Source organism: Dictyobacter halimunensis, assembly GCF_036245075.1.
Genome location: NZ_BSRI01000002.1, coordinates 2,144,345 through 2,166,151 on the forward strand (window position 1 = coordinate 2,144,345; position 21,807 = coordinate 2,166,151).

Annotated in this window: 12 protein-coding genes and 1 pseudogene; 2 read left to right on the forward strand and 11 right to left on the reverse strand. The window is 55.5% G+C overall.

Annotation, left to right across the window (positions count from 1 at the left end):
- Window positions 1-312: 312 nt before the first annotated feature.
- The 6 genes and pseudogenes from AABA21_RS22995 to AABA21_RS23025 all read right to left on the reverse strand — a co-directional run bounded on the left by AABA21_RS22995 (window position 313) and on the right by AABA21_RS23025 (window position 9,959).
- Window positions 313-1,922: pseudogene (locus tag AABA21_RS22995) on the reverse strand (ribonuclease J).
- 414 nt (window positions 1,923-2,336) lie between these two features.
- Window positions 2,337-2,861: a hypothetical protein gene (locus AABA21_RS23005; RefSeq protein ID WP_338253943.1), complete on the reverse strand. Its 525-nt coding sequence runs from the start codon at window positions 2,859-2,861 to the stop codon at window positions 2,337-2,339.
- 54 nt (window positions 2,862-2,915) lie between these two features.
- A complete protein-coding gene (locus AABA21_RS23010; RefSeq protein ID WP_338253944.1) occupies window positions 2,916-4,694 on the reverse strand; it encodes a phospholipase D-like domain-containing protein in 1,779 nt (592 codons plus the stop codon).
- A 20-nt stretch (window positions 4,695-4,714) separates the two neighbouring features.
- Window positions 4,715-6,082, reverse strand: a complete 1,368-nt coding sequence (locus AABA21_RS23015; protein ID WP_338253945.1) for a CCA tRNA nucleotidyltransferase — start codon at window positions 6,080-6,082, stop codon at window positions 4,715-4,717.
- Window positions 6,083-6,350: 268 nt separating this feature from the next.
- The gene (gene ppk1 / locus AABA21_RS23020; RefSeq protein WP_338253946.1) at window positions 6,351-8,504 is read right to left on the reverse strand and encodes a polyphosphate kinase 1; all 2,154 of its coding nucleotides are present in this window, start codon (window positions 8,502-8,504) and stop codon (window positions 6,351-6,353) included.
- Window positions 8,505-8,705: 201 nt separating this feature from the next.
- Entirely contained in the window at window positions 8,706-9,959 is a 1,254-nt protein-coding gene (locus AABA21_RS23025) for a lactate racemase domain-containing protein (protein ID WP_338253948.1), read from the reverse strand.
- Window positions 9,960-10,247: 288 nt separating this feature from the next.
- Here AABA21_RS23025 and AABA21_RS23030 point away from each other — a divergent pair, with 288 nt between their 5' ends.
- The gene (locus AABA21_RS23030) at window positions 10,248-10,643 is read left to right on the forward strand and encodes a hypothetical protein (RefSeq protein ID WP_338253949.1); all 396 of its coding nucleotides are present in this window, start codon (window positions 10,248-10,250) and stop codon (window positions 10,641-10,643) included.
- A gap of 184 nt (window positions 10,644-10,827) precedes the next feature.
- Here AABA21_RS23030 and AABA21_RS23035 read toward each other — a convergent pair whose 3' ends face one another.
- The 3 genes from AABA21_RS23035 to AABA21_RS23045 all read right to left on the reverse strand — a co-directional run bounded on the left by AABA21_RS23035 (window position 10,828) and on the right by AABA21_RS23045 (window position 14,692).
- A complete protein-coding gene (locus AABA21_RS23035) occupies window positions 10,828-12,021 on the reverse strand; it encodes an FIST signal transduction protein (protein ID WP_338253950.1) in 1,194 nt (397 codons plus the stop codon).
- Between the two features lie 196 nt (window positions 12,022-12,217).
- Entirely contained in the window at window positions 12,218-14,026 is a 1,809-nt protein-coding gene (locus tag AABA21_RS23040) for a M3 family oligoendopeptidase (RefSeq protein ID WP_338253952.1), read from the reverse strand.
- A gap of 201 nt (window positions 14,027-14,227) precedes the next feature.
- On the reverse strand, window positions 14,228-14,692 hold the full coding sequence (locus tag AABA21_RS23045; protein WP_338253953.1) for a hypothetical protein: 465 nt from the start codon (window positions 14,690-14,692) through the stop codon (window positions 14,228-14,230).
- A gap of 319 nt (window positions 14,693-15,011) precedes the next feature.
- Between AABA21_RS23045 and AABA21_RS23050 the strand changes: the two genes are divergently transcribed.
- A complete protein-coding gene (locus tag AABA21_RS23050; protein WP_338253954.1) occupies window positions 15,012-15,539 on the forward strand; it encodes an NUDIX hydrolase in 528 nt (175 codons plus the stop codon).
- On the opposite strand, the gene AABA21_RS23055 is transcribed toward AABA21_RS23050, so the two are convergent.
- Both AABA21_RS23055 and AABA21_RS23060 read right to left on the reverse strand, forming a co-directional pair.
- Window positions 15,526-18,504: an ABC transporter permease gene (locus tag AABA21_RS23055; RefSeq protein ID WP_338253955.1), complete on the reverse strand. Its 2,979-nt coding sequence runs from the start codon at window positions 18,502-18,504 to the stop codon at window positions 15,526-15,528. The two genes, AABA21_RS23050 and AABA21_RS23055, sit on opposite strands and share 14 nt — an antisense overlap.
- A 17-nt stretch (window positions 18,505-18,521) precedes the next feature.
- Window positions 18,522-21,602 (reverse strand): ABC transporter permease, encoded by a 3,081-nt coding sequence (locus AABA21_RS23060; RefSeq protein ID WP_338253956.1) that lies wholly within the window; start codon window positions 21,600-21,602, stop codon window positions 18,522-18,524.
- Between the last annotated feature and the right edge of the window lie 205 nt (window positions 21,603-21,807).

Genomic DNA, 21,807 nt, shown 5'->3' on the forward strand with positions numbered 1-21,807 from the left:
CAATTAATTGCTGTGGGTGGTGAAAACTGTGCTGTCGCACAGTTTTCACCACCCACAGCAATTAATTTTCCGCCGCGCCTATGGCGCTCAATTATCTCTGCCCCACCTGTTAACTTAATTGAGTGGGTAGCACAAAACCGGGCGGCTGCTCCACCTGTTAACTTAATTGAGTGGGTAGCACAAAACCGGGCAACTGCCCGGTTTTGTGCTACCCACTCAATTAAAAAATGCGGGCGCGAAGCGCCCGCCCCTAAAGGGGCACCAAAAGCAAAAAGGCGGGGGCCGCACGCGGCCCCCGCCTTTTTGCTTTTCTTATACTTCCATCACCATGGGCAGGATCATTGGACGACGGCGAGTTTGTTCGTAGAGGAACTCACTGAGCGTATGCTTAATCTTGTCCTTGACGAAGGACCAGTCGGAACCGCTGTGAGGACGCTTATCAAAACCATTGAGCGCCTCAAGGACGCGCAGGCGGGAGTTCTCAAGCAGTTCTTCTGAGTCGCGCATGTACACAAAGCCACGCGAGACGATGTCGGGGCCAGCCAGTGGCTGCCCACTCTCTTTATCGATGGTGAGCACGACCATCAAGATGCCGTCCTGCGACAGCACTTTACGGTCACGCAGGACGATCTGTCCGACACCACCAACGCTGAGACCATCCACGAACACGTTACCGGATGACACATGCTCTTTCAGCTTAATGGAGTCTTCAGTGACATCGATGATGTCGCCGTCTTCAGCCACGATGATATTTTCTTCAGGTATGCCAAGTGAGTAGGCCAGTTTGGCGTGCAAGATCAGTTGGCGGTATTCACCATGCACCGGCACAAAGAAGCGCGGGCGCAATAGACTGAGCATGAGCTTCAGTTCTTCTTGCGCGCCATGCCCGGATACGTGCACATTTGAGATGCCCTGGTAGAGGACCTCGGCCCCCTGCCGGAACAGGCTATTGATAGTGCGATGCACCATCTTCTCATTGCCCGGAACCGGGGTCGCGGACAGAATGACGGTATCCCCTGGCTGGATGCGAATCTGGCGGTGGTCCTGGTTAGCGATACGTGTCAACGCCGAGGTTGGCTCGCCCTGGCTACCGGTACAGACAATCACCACCTGCTCCGGATTAAACTTATTGATGTCCTCGGGTCGGATCAACATGCCCTTGGGCATATTGAGGTATCCCAATTCGATGGCCATCTGCACGTTATTCTGCATGCTGCGACCCATAAAGGCCACAAAGCGCTCATAACGCTGCGCGGTATCCAGTACCTGTTGCACACGTGAAATCAGGGATGCAAAGGTAGCAATCAGAATGCGACCCGGCGCATTAGCGAAGATCTTATCAAACGAATCATTGATGACTCGCTCGGACGGTGTATAGCCTGGCGACTCAACGCGGGTGCTATCACCCATCATTACCAACACACCATCGTTACCGATCTTTCCCAGTAAACCCAGGTCGGCCGGTTTGCCATCCACAGGAGTATAATCAAACTTATAGTCGCCCGTATGAACGACGGCACCAATCGGCGTGTGAAGTACAATACCAATGGCATCAGGGATGCTATGGTTAACCCGGAAAAACTCTGCGAAACAGGAACCAAGCTCTACCTGGTCGCCAGGAGCGATAGCGGTCACGGACACTTTATCCAGTAAACGGTGCTCTTTCAGTTTCACATTGATCAACCCCTGGGTCAGGCGGGTTGCAAAGATGGGGGGAAATCGAGCATCGGCAAAACATATGGGAGGGCACCTACATGGTCTTCATGACCATGGGTGATCAGAATAGCACGAATACGGTCTTTTTTATCCGCCAGATAGCTTGTATCTGGGATTACCAGGTCAACCCCAAACATCTCCTCGTCTGGGAACATCACCCCTACATCCACAATGATGATGTCTTCACCATACTCTACGACCATCATATTTTTGCCAACTTCTCCCAGCCCACCGAGCGGGACAAGTCGAACTTTTTCTGTTGTCAAGGTATAAACAACCTCCTATCCACAACATTAAACAATAAAAAGTGCTTTTTTTATATCTATCTCCACTCCTGCCTCTACCACAGGAGTAAAAGCCATATTCAGGCAATACGTTGCCATTTGAAGTGTATCATAACAAGGATGTATGCACAAGTTTACGCCATTTTTTTTATTTATTATAACACGTCAAGGACTCACTTTATGCCCGAGGGATATTTATTGGTAAGAAATAATGTATCCCCGCCTGCGGCGGGGAGAGGGGAAGGGAGATTGGTGGGAGACGCCCCCACACCCCCGGCAAGAGGGCCTGGCCGGCCCTCGTGCACCTCCCCGCTTTATGCCAGCTTTATATGAAGATTAATGGCCGGTGGCGCGCCAGACAGCGAAAGCGATGATGAGGAGGATGATCAGGGCGGCGACGCCAGCGATCATCCAGTATACTCGTCGAGGACTGGTATCAATCTTGCCGCCGGGCAGGTTCCGTTTGACGTGGGCGAGCTGCTGCTGCCGGCGCTGCTTGATGCGTTCGACGCGCTTCTGACGCTGGCTCTGCGCGGTTTGGGCCCGATCCTCGTCATTATCATAGCCCATACGCTCCATGCGGCGGCGCATATCCCGGTTATAGCTATCGTACTGTTGCTGCTGGGGATTGCTGGACTCGGATATCTGCCGGGGCTGCATGGACCTGGCACCTGGCACAGCGGTACCACCGACCGCTGGCCGTGCCCCTCTATGCTGATGACCTTTGCGAGGCTTCCCCGTGGGTCGAGCGGCCGAAGGCGTCAGGTTATTATTCACCGCTGACGCCGGCGCATTCTGTATCCCGGACGTATTCTGCTTACCCGGTCCCTTTTTACCCCCCGATGTGTTATTATCTGCCATATAAAAAACCTCTTTCTTGCACTGTGGCTAACGTTGTCGGCTTCCTGTTTCTCTCTAGGGCGCCGGAACCTCTGCGGCCCGCTCTTCAGGCGTGTCATCAGGGTTGTTCTTCTCAAAAGGGATATCCCCGTCGTTTAGATGCGTGAGCCATCCGTTGGCGGCACCTACCTCTATCCCATATACCTCTGCTAAATCATGCCGGATATAAGGGACAATATGGCCTGAGAGCCGCTGGCGCGCACGTACAGCCTCTAAATTTTTTTGAGCCTGCCGAGCCAGTAACGCCATCGCATCCTCGGGCTCTCCCACCAGTTGTTGCAAACGCTGCCACTCTGCCTGCAAACTGGCGTCCATCTCTCTCAGTTGCTTGCTCGGATCGAGATGACCCATGGTTTCAACTACACGAAAAAGCGTGTCTTCGTGTGTCAGGCCGAGGTGTTCAGCCATCAGGAGAACGCGCAGCCCGCGCGCCATGGTCGGATGCAGCAGAGCAACGTTGAGCTCGGCGTCGTCCCTCATTCCCCGGTTGTTGAGGTTGGCCGATCCTATTGTAACCCATTGATCATCTATAATGGCAAGCTTGGCATGGATATAGATTGGACGATAATAAATCACTTCTTCTTTCTGGACCGATGAAGCCAGTGTGTATACCTGCAGTTTACCAGATGTCACCGCCTCCGGTGCAAGGTCCCACAAAAATTTCAGACCGTCATCGGTAAAGTCGCGGCCCACGTTGGGGTTGTCCGGCAGGAGCATAGTGACGCTGACACCACGGTTGAGGGCCTCGGCCAGCGAAGTAAATAACTGCTCCATCACCTCGGTGGGCAGGCTCACCAGGGGCGTCTCCAATCCCAGGTAGGTGCGGCGCCATAAATATTGATTCTCCAGGTAGATAGAGCGTTGCGCCTGGGCAAACGCATTCTGATAAATATCCAGGATGGTAGCAATCCCATCTGGCGCGAACGAGTAGGTGTCCCGGGGAATCGTGCGCACGACCTGCATCTGGATCTTCTCAACCCGCGCCGGGGGAAGCAGATCTTCAGGCGCGGCCGCGGGCAAAAGATCCATGAAGCCTGGATCGCGACGCTTGAGCACATCGTTCCAGCGCTGGCAGAAATTGGCCTCGACGTCCGCCACGGCTGGACCCTCAAAGGTCAGATGCATATCGTGCCAGCCATGGGAGAGCTTGCCATTTTTGCGTACTCGCAACAGGTTATCGTAGATATGGCCCTTGGTGTCCCAGCGGTCGTACTCACCGTCCTGCTCACTCATCAGATCGATGCCGCCCACAAAGGCAATGCGGCTATCGACCGTGATGGCCTTCTGATGCAGCGAAGCGATGGGATGCTTGATGGTCATGTGGCTATCATCAAGCAGGCATTGAACGCCAACCGCCTCTAGAGCCTCCCTCACCTGTTTGGGTCCGGCAAGAAAGGGGATAGAGAGGGCATCCCACAGTACTACCCTCACATCGACTCCTTTGGATACGGCATAGCCCAGAACATTGACCACGCTTAGCGTGTCGCATTTCTGCCAGAATTGGATATCGGCCTCGGATAAGCCTTTGCCACGTAACCAACTTAGAAGATCCTCTTGCTCAGGCGAGCCATCTTCTCCCGCCCGGTGATGTTTCCCCCTGACCATCGGCAAGTCGGGCGATAAACCCCAACTCGCGATGTAGATCGTCTTCTGCGCGCTGAGGAAGCGATGGCACATCTCCAGCATCGTCATGCGGCCATCAATTAAAAAGGCCAGGCGCTGCATTTCTCGTACCGGATAATCAGTGGAAGACCACCATCCGGGATGGGTTACGAAATCCGTTTCTACACGCATACTATTGTATAACCTTCGCTTTACTGTTGTTCATTCATAATTTTTTTGGCGATCCTGGTGGCTTCCTCTTTGTCGTCGGCCGCCAGGGCGCCGTCAATGACCAGGCTTAAGAGATGGTCCTTCAGGGGACGTAGCCAGGGGCCTGGCCCCCGGTCGAAAAGTTCCATCAGCTCATTGCCATCAAGAGGACTGCGCAGGGGGACGCGCTCGGCCTCTTCTTTCAGATGCTGGCAGCGCTCGGCGAGCTCCTGTACACGTGCGGCGGCCCGATTGACCTTATCGATACGGTAGCTGGTAATGTCTGCCCGCGAGAGGTCCAGTAGATCGGGTAAGATATCACTGCTATCCAGCATCAACCGGCGCACCGCGCCGTCCGTCCAATCGGATGCGTAAGCGTTGGCCCGCATATGCAGTTTGACTACCTGGCTGACATTATGGATGAATTCGCGGTCAAAGTGCAGACGCTTCAAAATGTCGCGCGCCATGTGCGCACCTACATCTTCATGGCCGAAGAAATGGACCTTATTATCTTCAACGACCTTGGTGCGTGGCTTGGCGATATCGTGGAGCAGTGCTCCCCAGCGTGCTACCGGGCGGGCGGAGGAGCGCTCAACCACACGTAGCACATGAATATACACATCTTTGCTGGCCCGGCCAGTCGTGGGACGCTGGCTGACGCCGCGCAACTCCATCACCTCTGGAATGATCCATTCCATCAAACCCAGTCCCACCAGCAGGTCGAGGCCTTTGGCGGGGTGTGGTGAAAGCAGCAACTTATTCATCTCATCGCGAATACGTTCCCGGCTAATCTTCTGCAGAGTGCTGGCCTGCCTTACAATCGCTGCTCGCGTCCCGCTGTCGATCTCAAAGTCGAGCTGCGCGGCGAAACGGACAGCACGCAATAACCGCAGCGGATCTTCATTGAAGCGCTTATCTGGCTCATCGCCGACGGCCCGTAGGACATGATTCTCCAGGTCTTGTTGACCATTAAACAGATCGATGATGCGACCAGTAAGCGGATCACACGCCAGGGCGTTGATAGTAAAATCCCGGCGCGCCAGGTCTTCTTCCAGGCTATCCCCGAAACAAACCTCGGGTTTACGCGACTCTGGATCATAGCGTTCGGAGCGAAATGTGGTGATTTCAATGATGCTGTTTTCATAGTGGAGACGCACGGTTCCAAACCGCTCTCCTACCAGGACAACGGCAGTTGGATGTGTTGGAGCCACCAGGCGCTTGATCTCCTCGGGCCGGGCGTCCGTTGCCAGGTCACCGTCGTTTGACTGCCCCCTTTGCAGCAGGCCATCACGTACGGTGCCTCCAACAATATAGAGTTGTTTATGCTGGGCGCGAAAAATTTCGGCCAGCATTTTAATAGTTTCAAGCATACTAAAATCTATGTATCCGCTTCGTTTCGTTCGCAACTGCTGTGCTGATTTAGTGCACAGTTAGCTACGGTCTTAAATCGAGTATGGTAGTAATCCCATCGCAAATCTTACAATGGGACTATTGTATCATGTTCAGATAGCTTCTTTAAAGTGGCTCCCTTGTTATATATATGGGCTGACGCAAAAAACGCGCGTTCAACGCGCGTTTTTTGCGTCAGCCCATATATATAACTTTTGAGCGCCGAAGGCGCGAAACACAGGCACCTGGTTAAGAACTGGAAGGAATAGCACTGATGGTAGGACTGGTCTGCTCACCTTCTTCATTCAATTCGAATAAGGGATGATCTAAGAACCATTTCTGGCTGTCGAAAAGCGGCTCGCCATCCTTGGGGCGGATGGCCTGGTAGTTGCCGTCGGACAGCAGTTCATGGGCGTTGGCGTTATCGGCGAGGATGGGAATAACCATGCGCTCCATCAGGGCTCGCTTCATGCTCTGCGATTGCATGGGGAAGAGCACTTCTACGCGGTTGTTCAGGTTGCGCTGCATCATGTCTGCGCTGCCCAGGAATATTTCGGGCTTGCCGTCGTTGCCGAAGTAGTAGATGCGGCTGTGCTCCAGGAAGCGTCCGATGAGGCTGCGTACACGAATGGTTTCGCTGACACCGGGTACGCCAGGCCGCAGGCTACAGACGCCGCGAATAATCAGTTCGATCTCCACGCCGGCCTGCGATGCCCTGTAGAGGTGATCGATCACTTCCGGATCCACCAGGGCGTTCATTTTAAAGATCAGCCGTCCGTTGCCGTTTGTTTTGTGGAACTCGATCTCGCGCTCGATGCGCTCGATGATTCCCCGGCGCAGGCTGACCGGCGCCACCAGCAATTTGCGATACTCCCCCTGCCGCGAATAGCCGGTCAGCGAGTTAAACAGCGAGGTTACATCCATGCCGATGTCGGAGCGGCTGGTAAACATACATAGATCTTCGTAAATTTTGGCGGTTGCGGCGTTGTAGTTGCCGGTGCCCAGGTGGATGTAGCGCCGCAGACCATCGTCCTCTTTGCGCACAACCATGGCAACCTTGGCGTGGGTCTTGAGTCCCACCAGACCATACACAACGTGTACGCCCGCTCGCTCCAATTCGCGTGCCCAACCGATGTTGTTCTCTTCGTCGAAGCGCGCCTTCAGCTCTACCAGTACCGCGACCTGCTTGCCATTCTCAACGGCGTGCAGCAGGGCATTGACGATGGGGGCATTCGCTCCCACGCGATAGAGGGTCTGCTTGATCGCCAGTACCTGGGGATCTTCAGCCGCGGCACGAATAAAATCGACCACCGGATTAAAGCTGTCATAGGGATGGTGGAGCAGGATGTCGTGCTTCAGGATGGCTTCGAAGATATTTTCACTGTTGCGAATAATGGGCGGAACGCGCGGCGTAAAGGGTACGTCCTTCAGATCTGGACGTGTGATGCTATGGAGCTCCAGGACATCGCCCATGCCCAATGGACCATCGATGATCGTCAGGTCGTCCTCGCTGATCTCCAGGTTCTCTAGCAACAGACTGCGAATGCGCATGGGCATCGAGGGATTAACCGCCAGGTCGACGACAACCCCGAAGCGACGCTCTCGTACCTCTTGTTCGATATATTCCAGCAGGTCGGCCGCCTCGTCTTCCTGTAGCTCAATATCGGCATCGCGCAGGACGCGGAAAGGATAAGCTTCCCAGATCTCAAAACCGGGGAAAAGCATCTGCAGGTTGGCGGCAATCACCTGCTCCAGCCACACAAACGCGACCGCCCTGGGCTCCTCAGATGAGACCGGTACTGGCAGGAGGCGCGGCAGAGCCGGAGGCACCTTGATGCGCGCGAACAGGTCCTCCTGATCCTCGTTGGTGGAGGCAATGACGACCGCCAGATTCAAGCTGCGGTTGGAGATGTGTGGAAATGGATGCCCTTTATCTACGGCCAGGGGCGTCAGAACGGGGAAGATCTCGTTCTCAAAGTAGCGACGCATGGCATCACGCTGCCTGGCGTCCAGCTGCTCGTAATCAAGAATATGAATATGCTCCTGCCCCAATAAAGGCAACAGGACCTGGCGCCAGTAACGGCGTACTTCCTGGACTAGCGGGGCCAGGCGCTGGCGTACAGCGGCCAGCTGCTGCTCGGCGGTTTTTCCATCGGGACTGCGCGGCGCGATACGTGAATCAATCTGGTCCTTCAAACCGGCCAGACGGATCATAATGAACTCATCGAGATTGGTTTCAAAGATGGAGATAAATTTGACTCGCTCCAGAAGTGGATGACGGGCGTCCTTGGCTTCCGCAAAGACGCGTCGATTGAATTCAATCCAGCTTAGTTCTCGGTTGATATAAAGATCAGGCCTCTCCAAAGGAGAAGTGGCCGAGCTGTTCACTATTTGTTGGTCCATAAGATATTCCCCGCTCTGTTGGCGCCTGTACCTGAAATATTTTATCATGTATTCCGAAAATGTGGCAAACAGGCCTCTTGCTGTCAGGCGTTCCTTTTGTAACCGCATCGCATAGAAGCTCCTACGTATATTTATTTTTTAATCGCCATTGAAAATGGTAGAGTCTTTTCGCGGTCCTACTCAAGAATACGTGCAGCGTGTCTATTTGGTGAGTCGATACAGTACTTCTCCCGCGTTTGGTACCAGTAAGACGCCCTCGTCCTCTCTCCCTTCCCAATCACGGGGATTCAGCGTGCGATAATCAAGATAGCCTAGATTGATGCGTCGGCAGCGCTCTTCAGGAATACCGGTAGCGAGCGTCACTTGAATGCGCGGCCGCTCAATACCGCTCTCCGCGTCATAGGTGCCCGAGCCTTTAACATGGGTGCTGTGGGCCAGGATACCGCCCGGGATATCTTTGAAGCGATCCCATTGCTTCAAGAAGTAGTCGCGTACATGATAACCAATCTGGTCGATCAACTTCCCATGGGTATAGGAAACCTCTGTGATATGAGGGGCATAGATAATGACCTCGCCACCGTCGGCGATGGCCGGCTCGGTCTTATACATAGCCTTGGCCGCCGTCCAGAGATCGTCGTAGTGCTCGGATGCCATCGAGAGCACGCGCTTAAATGGCCGCTCGGTGTAGACGATATTCAGCTTTCCGGACAGGTCGGCCGCCTGCTCAAAAGCCTCGCGATACGTTCCGCAATAGAGACCATGGAGCTCGGGTCCCTTGACCACCAGCGCCAGGCATAGCAGGGGTACGTTGACGAACTCGGCCGCCCGGTGTATGACGCGTCGTACATGGGTATCCTTCACACCAATAGTGGCCATGCTGGTCTTGCGCGCGCCCAACCAGTGGGAGAAGTTGATGATGTCGGCTCCGGCGATGCCGGGAAACAGGTATTTGGCGCCGCCCGAAAAGCCGGCCACCTCGTGCGGAAAAACAGGACCACAGATGAGCAGCTGATCGTAATCGAAGATCATGCGGTTGAGCGTTACCGGCACCTCATCGTTGAGGGTTCCATCGGTAAGCTGCCGCGCCTCATCCGGCGTAATCACACCGATCGTCTTCAGTGTCTCTGGATCCGACCATTGGTGGTTATATATCTTTGTTTTGGGAAAACTGCTGGCTCGCTCTTCAGCGGAGACCCCCACCAGTTGGGCGATCGCGTCTTCAGGCATGGGCTGGTGCGTACCGAGCGCGATCAGATAATCCAGTCGCGACACGCGCGGTCCTAACTGCTCATAAAGCGCGCGAAACATCAGAGGAATAGGGGCGGTACGCGTCCCATCCGGGATCAATACCAGCACCCGCTTGCCATCCAGGGCCATCTCCGCGAATGTGCGCGCCAGGATCTGCCGCACATCCTCAGCGGTTAAAATCTCTGTTACTGAACCGTGTCCATCCATAGTTAATAACCTTTTTATCTTCTTGCGGGCATCGGGCAGCATAGCACCTGATACACAGAAATCTTTCTCTTAACTGCAAGTGTAACATAAAAAGATCACAGGTTCTCTCTCATCCACATGAATGATGACGCTGGCAGGATGAGAAGGAACTTTTGGCAACGCTATAGCGTTACATCTAAGATATCAACAAGATATCAACAAAATACCAATACAGCCTTTCTGCCAGAAGCGTCTGGAGAGACCACTCGCTCGCTATAGACAGAACTTGAACAAACAGGAAGGTCATCAATGACGAAGTTATGGGGAAGTGTGGCTCTGATTGCGGCTCTCCTATTAGGTGTGAGCATTATCCATCTCTGCGTTCAGACAACACAGGCGGACTCGCCATGTGTGCAACACACGCAGTACACAGGGACCATCGATAACATCGATGGCGTCCATAATACGGTCAGCCTGTATGATCCACAGCAAAAGACGGTGGACCCGGTCATGGGCCGCGTCAACATGGTTGTACATACCAATGCGACAACGCATATCTATATAGCACACGGGAATACCTGTCAGAGCGTCAGCCTGAAAGATTTGAAGCCAGGTCAAAAGTTGGAGGTGTGGCCTCAGGGGCAGACCATCGTTCAGATGTTTCCTTTGCCGCTGCGTGCGGCCACCATCGTAGTCACCTCCTAGCGGGAGAGCCCTGGGTGCGGGCGCAAGCGCCCGCACCCTTTATTTTATGGTGCGTGTGCATGTGTGGTGGTCGCGCAGTGCGCGACCACCACACATGCACACGCACCACATCTTTTTGGGGGCGAAAACATTTTTCTATAGTGGTTGTGTTTCCGATGCGCGTTGCGCATCGGAAACACAACCACTAATTTTCTTTATTTTGGATGATGAGGCCGAGGCTGGCGGTGAGGCCGTGGAGGAAGGTGCGTTTGCCAATGGGTCCAATTTCGCCGTTGCAAAAGAGTCCGCTGAGGGGCATCTGGCCGAATTCACGGGCGATGACACTGGCGTCGTGGTCCGGTACGCCAAACATGCCGACACCACGACCATTGCAGGTGCAGAGAATTCCGGCAATAGGCTGGTTGTCGCCGAGCTTTATCCTGGCCTGCGCCAGCAGTTCGTGCAGGTCGAGATCGGCTGAGGTAGCGTCGCGTAGCTGGAATTGAATAGTCTGGCCTACGCGCGACTGCGTTCCAATGGCCAGCGCGCCGGTACTACGATCAACCCCGAATAACTGGCGTACCAGGAAGCTTCCTCGTCCATAGTTGTCCTGATATTCGTCGGCAGCCAGCCCGACCAGCAGATTGCGCTGGGCGCGCCGCTGCATGTCAGGACTCAGAGTCTGCAGGGTGTCCACCAGCATACGATAGGCTGAACGGTTGGAGATGCCATCGATCAGGCCACCATCCAGCACGCTGGTGATCGTCCAGGCCTCGCCGATGGGATCGCAACCCTGAGAGATCAGGGGCAGAACCGTGTAATCACCGCCGATCGCCAGGGCGATGGCGCCGTCTTCATGCACCTCATCATTGTAGAAGATATAGCTCTCGCGCTCCTCGATATCGCCGGATGCCAGTCCACCGATCGTGGGCAGGCCGGGATAGGCCTGGGAGAATTTCTCCACCAGCATGTCGCCATCCATGTGAAACGGATCGGCGAACATAAACCAGGCATTGACCTCGTCGAGGGACACACCAAGCTGCTGGCGAAGATCCTGTGGACCCCGGCTGGCCTCAAGCATCTCCTGTGTCAGGCGTACAAGGCGCATGTGCGCGCCGGGTAAGGAGAGCGCCAGCAGGGAAATCGCCGGGAGATCTTCCAGTTCCTGATCGGAGCCGACAATCCCTTGCCCCGAACAGCCGATCAGAATAGGGGCCCCGGTCGCGCGCCGGACAATGCGTAACATAGTAGGGAAGTACGGGGCGAACTCAATATTCGCGAACAGAAAAATGGCGTCGGCGGTAATATCCGTAATCTGCGCCAGGGCTTGCTCCAGCGCCTGCTCCCAATCTTCATCTATAACAAGCGCGCTCAATGCGGCTGGTTTGCGTGCATCCATGGTTACTCCTCTATCAACCAGTACAGCAGGTGGAGGAAAAGACAAAATGACAGACGAAAGGCACCGCCGTCAACGGTGCCTTTCGTCTGTCTTGCAGAGCGTCCTCACGCGCCGACATGCGTCCTTTATTGTAATCTATGCCTGATCAGAACATTTGTTACATGTAAGTATCGCATACGACATCGCCGGGCCGCAATTAACTTTCCGCCTGGGTGAGCTCGCAGAAGGTGTCGATATCGCGACGTACAATATCCAGGCTGGCTGTCCAGAACGCCTCGGAATGCAGGTCAATGCCGAAATGCCCGGCCAGCGTGGCGGCATCGGCCAGTCCGGTAGACGAGAGCAGTTCATCATACCCCTTTTTGAAGGTCTCGGGATCCTGCTGATAGCGCGCGTAGAGCCCCAGTCCGAAGAGCAGACCAAACATGTAAGGATAGTTGTAGTACGAGAGCTCGCTACTATAGTAGTGACCTTTGACAGCCCACATGTAGGGATGCAGCGTCTGCTGATCCAACCCCTCGCCGTAGGTATCGCGCTGGGCCTGCAGCATGATCTCATTCAGTTCTTCAACCGAGAGCTCGCGCTGCTTACGGCGCTCAAAGACGTTTTGCTCAAACTGGAAGCGGCTGGTGATATCTACCACCACCTGGCCAGCGCCCTGGATGGAGGCCTCCAGGATGGCGATGCGCTCCTGGCGACTGGCGTTTTTGAGCGCGGCCTGGTTGATGATGGTTTCGCAGAAGATGCTGGCCGTCTCCGCCAGGGTCATGGGCAGCGTGCGCTGCAGCTCGGTGCGATTGCCCAGATTGAAGTTGTGGTAGGCATGGCCCAGCTCATGCGCCAGGGTGGTCACGCCATCGAAGTTGGGCTTGTAGTTGGTGAAGACGCGCGACTCATCGGCGCGCAGTGGGGTACAATAGGCTCCATCGCGCTTGCCGGGTCGTGGCTCGGCATCGATCCAGCCCTCGCGGAACGCGCGGGCGGCGAAGCTGGATAGGCACTCCGAAAAGGTGCCAAACTGCTCAACGATAAACTGCTCCGTCTCATTAAAGGACCAGACGCGATCGGTGGTGCCCAGTGGAGCGAAGATATCGTACCAGGCCAACTGGGGAATCCCCAAAGCGTGGGCCTTGGCGTGCATGTAGCGGCGGAAGTCAGGGAAGGAGGCGCGGGCCGCACGCAGCATGGCATCTAACGTCTCGCGATCGATGCTGTTGGTGAACAAGGAAGCATCCAGCGCGCTATCCCAGTGACGACGTCGGGCCAGGGTATTAACCTCGCCTTTGATGCTGTTCAGAGCGGCGGCCAGGGGAACCGCCGTCTCCTTCCAAGCCGCCAGCTCCGCTTCATAGGCGCGGCGGCGCGTCTCGCGCTGCGCGCTGGAGGCCTGGTTGCGCACTACGCTCATCGGCACCTGCTGCCGCTGCCCATCCAGCTCAAGGGTGACGCTGAGCTGCGAGGTGACATTGCTATGCAGTTTTTCCCAGGCGCGGCCAGCGCTGGTGTTTAATTCAGCGGCCAGCGCCTCTTCGGCCGGAGCCATCATATGCACTGACTGCTCTTTGGCGCGACGCAAGATATAAGCATGCTCGCTGGCAACCGTTGAATGGGCGATCAGGCGTTCAACATCCAGCGAACCAAGCCAGGCCGTCAGGCGCGTATCTAACTGCGACAGCGTAACCAGCGCGTTCTCAAGCTCGCTGGCCCGCGCCTGTGCCACCTCATCGCGCGAATTGGTGCTCACAAAACAGCTGATATAGACATACACAGTCGTGATATGCGCCAGCACCGCGTTATAGCGATTGATAACCTGCTCAAAGGTATGCGTAAGCTGGTCGTCAACGTTCAGATCATCGCGCTTCTCAATCCCAGAAGCATCGAACAACTGAGCCATGGAATTGATCTCTGCAATAACTGCGGCAAAATCCTGCGCGAACTCAGGCGAATCCAGGCCCGGATAAACCACATCCATATTCCAATGTGGCAGTGATTGCGTTGTCGTCACGGAGCATTCTCCTTTTCTCTCTCAATAAAGCTAATGTTTGCATTGTAACATGCAGGCCATATCAATGAGAAATGTTCGCCCCCTCCATAGGCGCCGAGCTCGCCCCATAGGTGCTGAGCTTGCCTCGGCTTACTCGCGCAAAACGAAACATCCAACAAAAAAGGAGCACGCTTACGCGTGTTCCTTCTGATCCTTCTGGTCTTAATTCTGGTTCTTCTGACCTTGCTGCTGATTTTTATGATCCGGCTGTTGGTCTGGCTGATCTTGTTTTTGATTGACTTTATCGGGCGCGCGCGAGGTCATGGGATCGACGGGGGTATTTTCAATGCTGCTATGCTCACGCGGGCGATCCATGTCACCAATGCTATGATTCGCCTGCCCCGGTGAGCGCCCACCCAGCGCACCCTGCTGCGGCTGATCATTGGCGCTGGTGGCGCCTGGAGATGCGTGCGTTCCCGGCTCGGAATGCTCTTCCGGAGATGTAGTGGTATCGTTATCCACTCCACGCCCCTTGCTTTCCTCATCGGGTACACCTGATGGTTGATTAGAAGGATACGAGGAGGCTTTACTGGGAATATTCCCGCCCCCCGCGCTGCCCAGATCCCTATCATTATCAGCCCGGTTCGTGTCTACGGTAGAGCCTTGCTGTCTATCCTTTTCCATCATAGTCAATCCTTTCTCCTATATTTAGCACATCTCTATTTTCTATGTTTTATTAATCACGTCTCACAGGCGTGTGTCGCTATCAAGGTGTAACAATGTTTCTATCATAGCATCCAGTTCATGTGCGAAGTCAACAAATAAAGCACAACTATAACAAAGACTCATGAAAAATTAATCTATGTCCTGAGACATTTGTCATTTGAGACCAAAAATGTTTCTTTTTAACGTTTTAAATCGTAAAAAGTGATGCACATTTTTTATGGTTAGGTACCGTGCATCCAGAGGCAATTATCTATCTAATTAGATGGAAAGGGACGTACTTATGACCATTACCGACAACCCACGTACAATGATCAAGTTTAAGACCCCCAGTCATAAGTTTACCTATCGTGTGGGTGGAATCGCTATTCACGAGGGGCGTGTACTCTGTCAGAAGGCCACACTTGATCCCCGGGGTGTGTTCTGGTTTCTGCCCGGTGGGCGCGCCGAGCTGGGAGAGAGCTCGCGGGAGACGCTGCGGCGCGAGGTACAGGAGGAGTTGGGAGAACAGGCCCACGTCGGACGCCTGCTCTACATAGTCGAGAACTTTTTTTCCGATGGCATAGATAATCATGAGATGGGCCTCTATTTCGAGCTGGCATTTCCGCCTGATTCGTATCTCTACCAGCAGGCGGAACTGTTTGAGCGGCCAGAGGAGATGGAGAACCAGCCGCTGATCTTCGACTGGCTCCCCCTGGCGGAACTTCCCCATCAATTGTGGGTTCAGCCGCACTTCTTCTGTACCGCTCTGCAGTCGCTCCCGGCCCATACGCAGCATATAATATTGCCCGATGGAGTCAGTCCTCGTTAAGACGCAGGGTCATGGCCATCGAGGGGCTGGAGACGATGCGTACCATCATCCCCAGCGCCAGGATGCAGATGGCTACCAGCAGGGCCAGGCCGATCCCCAGCAACGTTGGGACGATGATCTGGATCGGCGGGATGTTCTGCGCGAAGAAGAACTCATCGCTGGTAAGCTGCTGCCCCGGCGCACTGGTAAAGAGCAGCGCCGGTACCACCATCCACGAGAGCAGGGCACCAAACAGCACGCCCAGGATAATGGCGGTGGCATAGATGATGCTCTGCTCCCAGGTCAAAGTACTGGCGATGTTGCGCGGCGAGGCCCCCAGGGCGCGCAGGAGCGCGAAGTTCGTCAGCCGGTCGCGGGCACTGAGCCAGGATGCCACCAGGTTGCCGATCAATATCAGCAACAGGGCGACCGCCGGTCCCAGGGCAAGGATCCCCATCACCTCCAGGTATAGCGGCTCTTTGTGCAGTGTATCGACCATCTGCCTGCGATCGCTCATATTCGCGGTCTGAGCCTGCAGCGTGGCGCGAATAGTCTGCAGATCAGCCGCGTCATCGCTGCTGCGCAGCCAGATGGTCGATAGCTGAAATGCCTGGCCGCCATTCTTATTGAGTTGCGCGTTATAGATCGCTCCATAGCTCTTCGCATCCACCAGCACACCGATAGGTGTGGTCTGTGTCGGTATCTGCTGCACCATAGCCATCACCTTGAAATAGAAGGGCGTATCGCTATTATCTGGAGCGGTCAGGGTGAACTTATCCCCTATCTTCAGCGGATACTTCTGCTCGAACGATTGATCCACGATGGCCGGAATCTCTTTTCTACTGACAGCGTCCGCCCGTTTGGTGCTCAGTTGCTGCATCAGCGCGGCCAGCGACTGGCTGCTGTTATCAGCGGGCCACTCGGCCGCCTGCGCGTAGCTGTCGGCGTCGACGGCCAGCAGATTGACCTCTCCCTGCTGCTCGCCCAACTGCATCGAACTATGGGTCCCGATCGTCACCCCACGAACGCCTGAGAGATGCTGGAAGGGAGCTAGCTTTTGCGAGAGCGTGTCCAGGGTCGCGTTCGAGGCCAGCGTCGCCTGGAAGTCGGCGCCCACCGTGTGCAGGGCGACGTCATTGGCACGCTGCACCTGCGAGGCGTAAAAGATCAGGGCGAACATCGAGAAGGCGGTGGCCAGTGAGAGCAGCATGGTCATGCGCACCGATTGACGCGGTGAGCGCGATAGCTGCGCCAGCGCCACCATGGACGACGCGCCGCGACTGCGCCTGGTAGCCAGCCAGGAGCCCAGCCGCAATAGCGAGGGGAAGAAGCGTAAAAAGACCAGGATGGCCGCCAGGATAGTACAGACGGTACGTGCCAGCACCAGTGGCGAGAGCAGGACCAGGCGCAATTTCGCGTCCAGCGCGTTGGTATTGGTCAGATAGGTTGAGATAAGATAGCCAACTAGCATTAAAATGATAGCCATGATATCCAGGTTCATGCGTAGCCAGAATGGACGCCGGGTCGCGCGACTGGATTCTCGCCGAATCGCCAGCACATCCAACGAGGTCATATGGTTGATGGCAAACACCAGCACGACCACAACCACCAGCACCGTCACCAGCGCATAGCCACTCACCGAGAGGAGCAAGGGCCAGGGATCGCGCAGAACCAGATCGATAACAACATAATCCTGCGTCGGCAACAGCAAACGTCCCAGCAGGCGGCTCATCGGCAAGGAGAGCAGCGGACCCAGAATTAAGGCGAGCAGCGCCAGACCACATCCCTGCAGTAAGAGCGAGCCAAAGACCTGGCTGCGGCTGGCACCACGGCTGCGCAGTATAGCCAGCGCAGCCGCCTGCCGTTCGACCAGCAGGTCAGTCATCAGCGAGACAAAGTACAGCAGTAGAAGAAAGATCACCAGCATCAAACCCGTTGAGGGCAGTTGAGCGATCGCGATCTGGTCTCGGTACTGACTTAAATTGTTCGTGGGCACGGTAGTCTGGACACTGTCGATGCCATACTGCTGACTGAGCGTGTTATTGGTGCCGCCGGTGCCCTGAAAGACATTCAATGTTGTGAGCAGTGAATCCACCTGGTTGCTTTGAATAGCATCAGGATTGAGGGCATAGAACCACGATACATGCAACGGGCTGGCAATGGTTGTAAGCATACTGCTATCGACGCTCTGGCTCGCTCCCGGCTTATCGGCCGGTGGGATAAACTGCGATAGGGTAGAGATCAAGGTTTGATTGGCGGCCAGAGCGTAATAATTAATGCGCCTGTCGGAACTGTTCTTATCCGGGCGAGACGGGTTAAATGATATGCCGCGCCAGTAAGGCGTATTTTCGGGCGATTGGACCACACCCACCACCTTGAGCGGCAGTGAGATCTCTTTCAGCAGCGCATAGCTGCGCGTGATATCGACCTCAACATGCAGTACCGATCCCAATTGCGTATGCAGGCTCCGCATGGTTTCTGGCGTGAGCACGACTTCAATGGTCTGATCCTTGTCACTGGGAGTTCTGATCACCGCCTGCGGTAGCCGTCCACTTAACAGCTGTAGATGCTGGCGTCCCGCCGCCAGATCGGCCCCATTGAGGGTCAGGTTATCGCCAGTGATCTTAAACTGGTCCTTACCTGACGAGCCAACCAGCATCGGCAACGGGTCAGAAGACACCGAAAAGCGAGCCTGCCGCCGATCCTGGTAGCGGCTCAGTAACGAACCGGCATTGCCCCCAATGACGTTAGTCGCCGCCTGGATGCGATCCAAAAAGGGACGAGCTGTCTGTCCCGCCACGGTGATATTCAAATTATCCTGGCTGGTTCTGAGCTCACTGCGAAGGCCCGCGGTCGCGGCGATCTGCGCGTAGATCGGGGCTACACAGACAAAGACGACCGCCGCCAGTACGCCCAGTCCCACAATACAGAGCAGCCACTTTGTTCTGCGCAATTGCCAGGCGGCCAATGTAAATACCGAAGACATGAATAACCTCTTCCTAGTTAATCTTCGTTGATACGCAGGGTCCCGGCCAGGGACGGCCTGGAGATGACGCGCAGCATCATACTCAACGCCAGCACGCACACGACAATCAGAATAGCCAGTCCCACTCCCAGCAGGGTGGGCACGATGATCTGAACCGGCGGGATGCTCTGGGCCTGGTAGAATTGATCCAGGCTGCTCTGCGTATTGGGCGCGCTGGTAAAGACCAGCGCTGGCACGGTCATCCAGGAGAGCACAGCGCCGAAGATCGCCCCTAGTACGATGGCGACGGCATAGACGATCGCCTGCTCCCAGGCCAGAATACCGGCGATGTTGCGTGGCGTCGCTCCCAACGCGCGCATAATGGCGAAGTTGACCAGTCGATCGCGCGCCTGCAACCATGAGGCGATCAGACTCCCCAGCAGCACCAGCAGCAGCGCGACCAGCGGTCCCAGCGCCAGGATACCGATCAACTGGATATAGAGTGGCTCACGACGCAGGTTCTCGGTCAACTGACGTCGATCGTTGAAGGAGGCCAGCTGGAGCTGATCGCCGCTGAGCAATTCATGGCGAATCCGCGCCAGGCTGGTCGGATCATCCGTGGTGCGCAGCCAGATCTGATTGATGGACAGAGGCTGGCTGCCCACCGGGTTCACGAGTTTGTCGTAGAGCTTTTGGTAGGCTCGCAGATCGACCAGCACGCTCCCAGGCGTTGAGACAGCGGGCAGATAGTTGACGATCGCAGCGACTTTAAACGGGACCAGGTTGGTGCCATCGGCGCTGGCCGAAAGGGAAAAATTACTGCCCACACTGAGATGTTCATCGCTGGCCATGGCCTGATCGATCAGGGCGGGCACAAACTGATCGTGATCCTCGGAGGTCCGTCCTCGCGCCAGCAGCTCCATCAATTCTGGCAAGGGCTGCGCCGCATTATGGGATGGCCAGTAGGCCACGTTCTTATACGTATCGGTATCGACCGCCTGAAAATTGACATAGGTCTGTTGCTGGCCCAGATTGAGCTTATCGACATAGCCGACCGTCACCCCCTGCACACCCTGCAAGCGACTATAGGCGTGAATCTGATCCGTCATAGCGGCGGCATCCGGTTGATAAAAGAAGGTGCCAGAGAAATCAGCCCCGACAGTATTGCTGGCCTGATCACCGGCACGCTGAAATTGTGAAGCGGAAAAGACCAGCGCGAAGAGCGCGAAGGCGGTTGCCAGGGCGAAGAGCAGCGCCATGCGCAGCGATTGACGCGGTGCCCGCGCCAGCTGCGCCAGAGCCAGCACCGAAGAGACGCCCCGGTTGCGCCGCGTCGCCCAGCGCGAACCCCAATCCAGTAGATAGGGAAAGAAACGCAGGAAGAGCAGCAGCGCCGCGATGATCGTGCAGACCGCCCGCCCCATCACCAGCGGCGACAGTAAGACCAGGCGCAACTGTGGGTCCAGCGTGCCTGAAGTGGTGAGATAGTACGAGACGCCATAGCCGACTATCATGACTATGACCACAATTAGATCGAGCCGGAAGCGCAGCCAGAGAGGTTTGCGCGTCGAGCGCCCCACCTCGCGTCGCAAAGCCAGCACATCCAGCGCCGTCGCCTGGTAGATGGCCATCATCAAGGCCAGCACCACTACGAGTACGGTAAGTAGCCCCAGACCACCCACCGACAGGATCACGTGCCCCCAATCGGACAACACCGTGCTGATGGCTGCATAATCGCTGGCAGGCAATTGCAGGTATCCCAGCAAGGCGGTCACAGGAACGGCCAGGAACAATCCCACCAGCAACGCCAGCAGGCTCACCACGATCCCCTGCACCAGCAGGGCACCAAAGATCTGGCCACGTGTCCCTCCACGACTGCGCACGATAGCTAGCGCCGGCGCCTGCCGTTCCACCAGTAATCCGGTGATCAACGTCACAAAATACAGCAAGAGGCTAAAGATCATGATCACCAGGCTCAGCGCCGGAATTTGAGATACCGCCATCTGACCCTGATAATTCGTCAGCGAGTCGATGGGAGCGAATGTATGGATCTTTGTCAGACCATAGGCCAGCAACATGCTGTCCGTTGGATAGCGCCGATACTGAAATTCATGCAGCTGCAGCAGTAGCTCACCAAGCTGATCATTAGAAATGGCATGTACATTCAGCGAATAATACCAGGTGATATTCAAGGGATCGAGCAGCGGATGTGAGGGTTGCTGAACGGGTGTAATATCGTTGGATTGAAATTCTATTGGATCATGACTCGGTATATCCGACTGTGGAATGAAGCGCGCCAGGGTACTGATCAGTTCCTCATTGGAGACCACCGCCTTGTACGCGAAAGGACCATCAGGACCTGAATTTGCAGAAAGGTTGGATTTCCCCAGGCTATCACCGTGCCAGAATGGATCCTTCCCATCCATGTCACGAAAGATACCAACAATCTTCAGGGGAACAACGTGCCAGCCAGTTTGCTGGCTATTCGCTGACTGAGCGGTCCCCAACCGCGTATAGAACTGTGAACCCAGAGCCAGATTCATAGAGCTAGCCGTATCAGCGCTGACAGCGATCTCAATTGTGCTATCAGGATCACTATACGCCTTGACACGCGTATCTGGCAACCTGCCCTGGAGCAGCGTGACATGCTTGCCGCCCTTCACCGCCTCTATATCGGTACCTTCCAGCGATAGCTGATCCTGTAAAACCTTGCTCTCTTTAGCCAGAGGAGACTTCAAATATACAGGGAGAGCCGTAGCCTCAGTGACCATCTGCTGCTTGCCCTCATACAGATGGGTGCGCACAAAAGATGGCATATACATGCTAAAGCTATCGGTCACAGGAGCCAGGCTATCCCAGGACGGGATATTGTCCTGGCTAACAATAGAGATGCTGGCATTGCCGGGTGTTGAGTCAAGGGCCTCCTGCAGGCCTGCCGTCATCGCTACCTGTGTATACAGGGGCGCCACACAGACGCAGATAACCGCCGCCAGCACTCCCAATCCCACCACCAGAAGCAATCCTTTCGTACGTCTCAACTGCCACCATGCCAGCGGCACCACCGATGGCAACCAGGCACGCTTCCCTGCAAACTGCGCCTTCTGGCCAGAGCGTGACATAACAAAACCTTTCTATCCCAATCAGACTTTTCTCTTGCTAGCGCGTAGCGCCACCGCGCCTACGGTGTTTGGGAGTCGGTTACGTGTGATGCGACAGGAGCACTAATGAGCTCCTGTCGCATCACACGTAACAAAACAGTAGAGGCGCCTGCATTCCCCAGGCCCCGAAGCATTCTCAAATAATGATGTCAGGAACGATAAGCGT

Bases quoted from the DNA above. Each gene is read 5' to 3' on its own strand.
- AABA21_RS23045 (WP_338253953.1), bottom strand. From the start codon at position 14,692: ATGATGGAAAAGGATAGACAGCAAGGCTCTACCGTAGACACGAACCGG.
- AABA21_RS23025 (WP_338253948.1), bottom strand. From the start codon at position 9,959: ATGGATGGACACGGTTCAGTAACAGAGATTTTAACCGCTGAGGATGTG.
- AABA21_RS23055 (WP_338253955.1), bottom strand. From the start codon at position 18,504: ATGTCTTCGGTATTTACATTGGCCGCCTGGCAATTGCGCAGAACAAAG.
- ppk1 (WP_338253946.1), bottom strand. From the start codon at position 8,504: ATGGACCAACAAATAGTGAACAGCTCGGCCACTTCTCCTTTGGAGAGG.
- AABA21_RS23015 (WP_338253945.1), bottom strand. From the start codon at position 6,082: ATGCTTGAAACTATTAAAATGCTGGCCGAAATTTTTCGCGCCCAGCAT.
- AABA21_RS23035 (WP_338253950.1), bottom strand. From the start codon at position 12,021: ATGGATGCACGCAAACCAGCCGCATTGAGCGCGCTTGTTATAGATGAA.
- AABA21_RS23050 (WP_338253954.1), top strand. From the start codon at position 15,012: ATGACCATTACCGACAACCCACGTACAATGATCAAGTTTAAGACCCCC.
- AABA21_RS23010 (WP_338253944.1), bottom strand. From the start codon at position 4,694: ATGCGTGTAGAAACGGATTTCGTAACCCATCCCGGATGGTGGTCTTCC.
- AABA21_RS23060 (WP_338253956.1), bottom strand. From the start codon at position 21,602: ATGTCACGCTCTGGCCAGAAGGCGCAGTTTGCAGGGAAGCGTGCCTGG.
- AABA21_RS23005 (WP_338253943.1), bottom strand. From the start codon at position 2,861: ATGGCAGATAATAACACATCGGGGGGTAAAAAGGGACCGGGTAAGCAG.
- AABA21_RS23030 (WP_338253949.1), top strand. From the start codon at position 10,248: ATGACGAAGTTATGGGGAAGTGTGGCTCTGATTGCGGCTCTCCTATTA.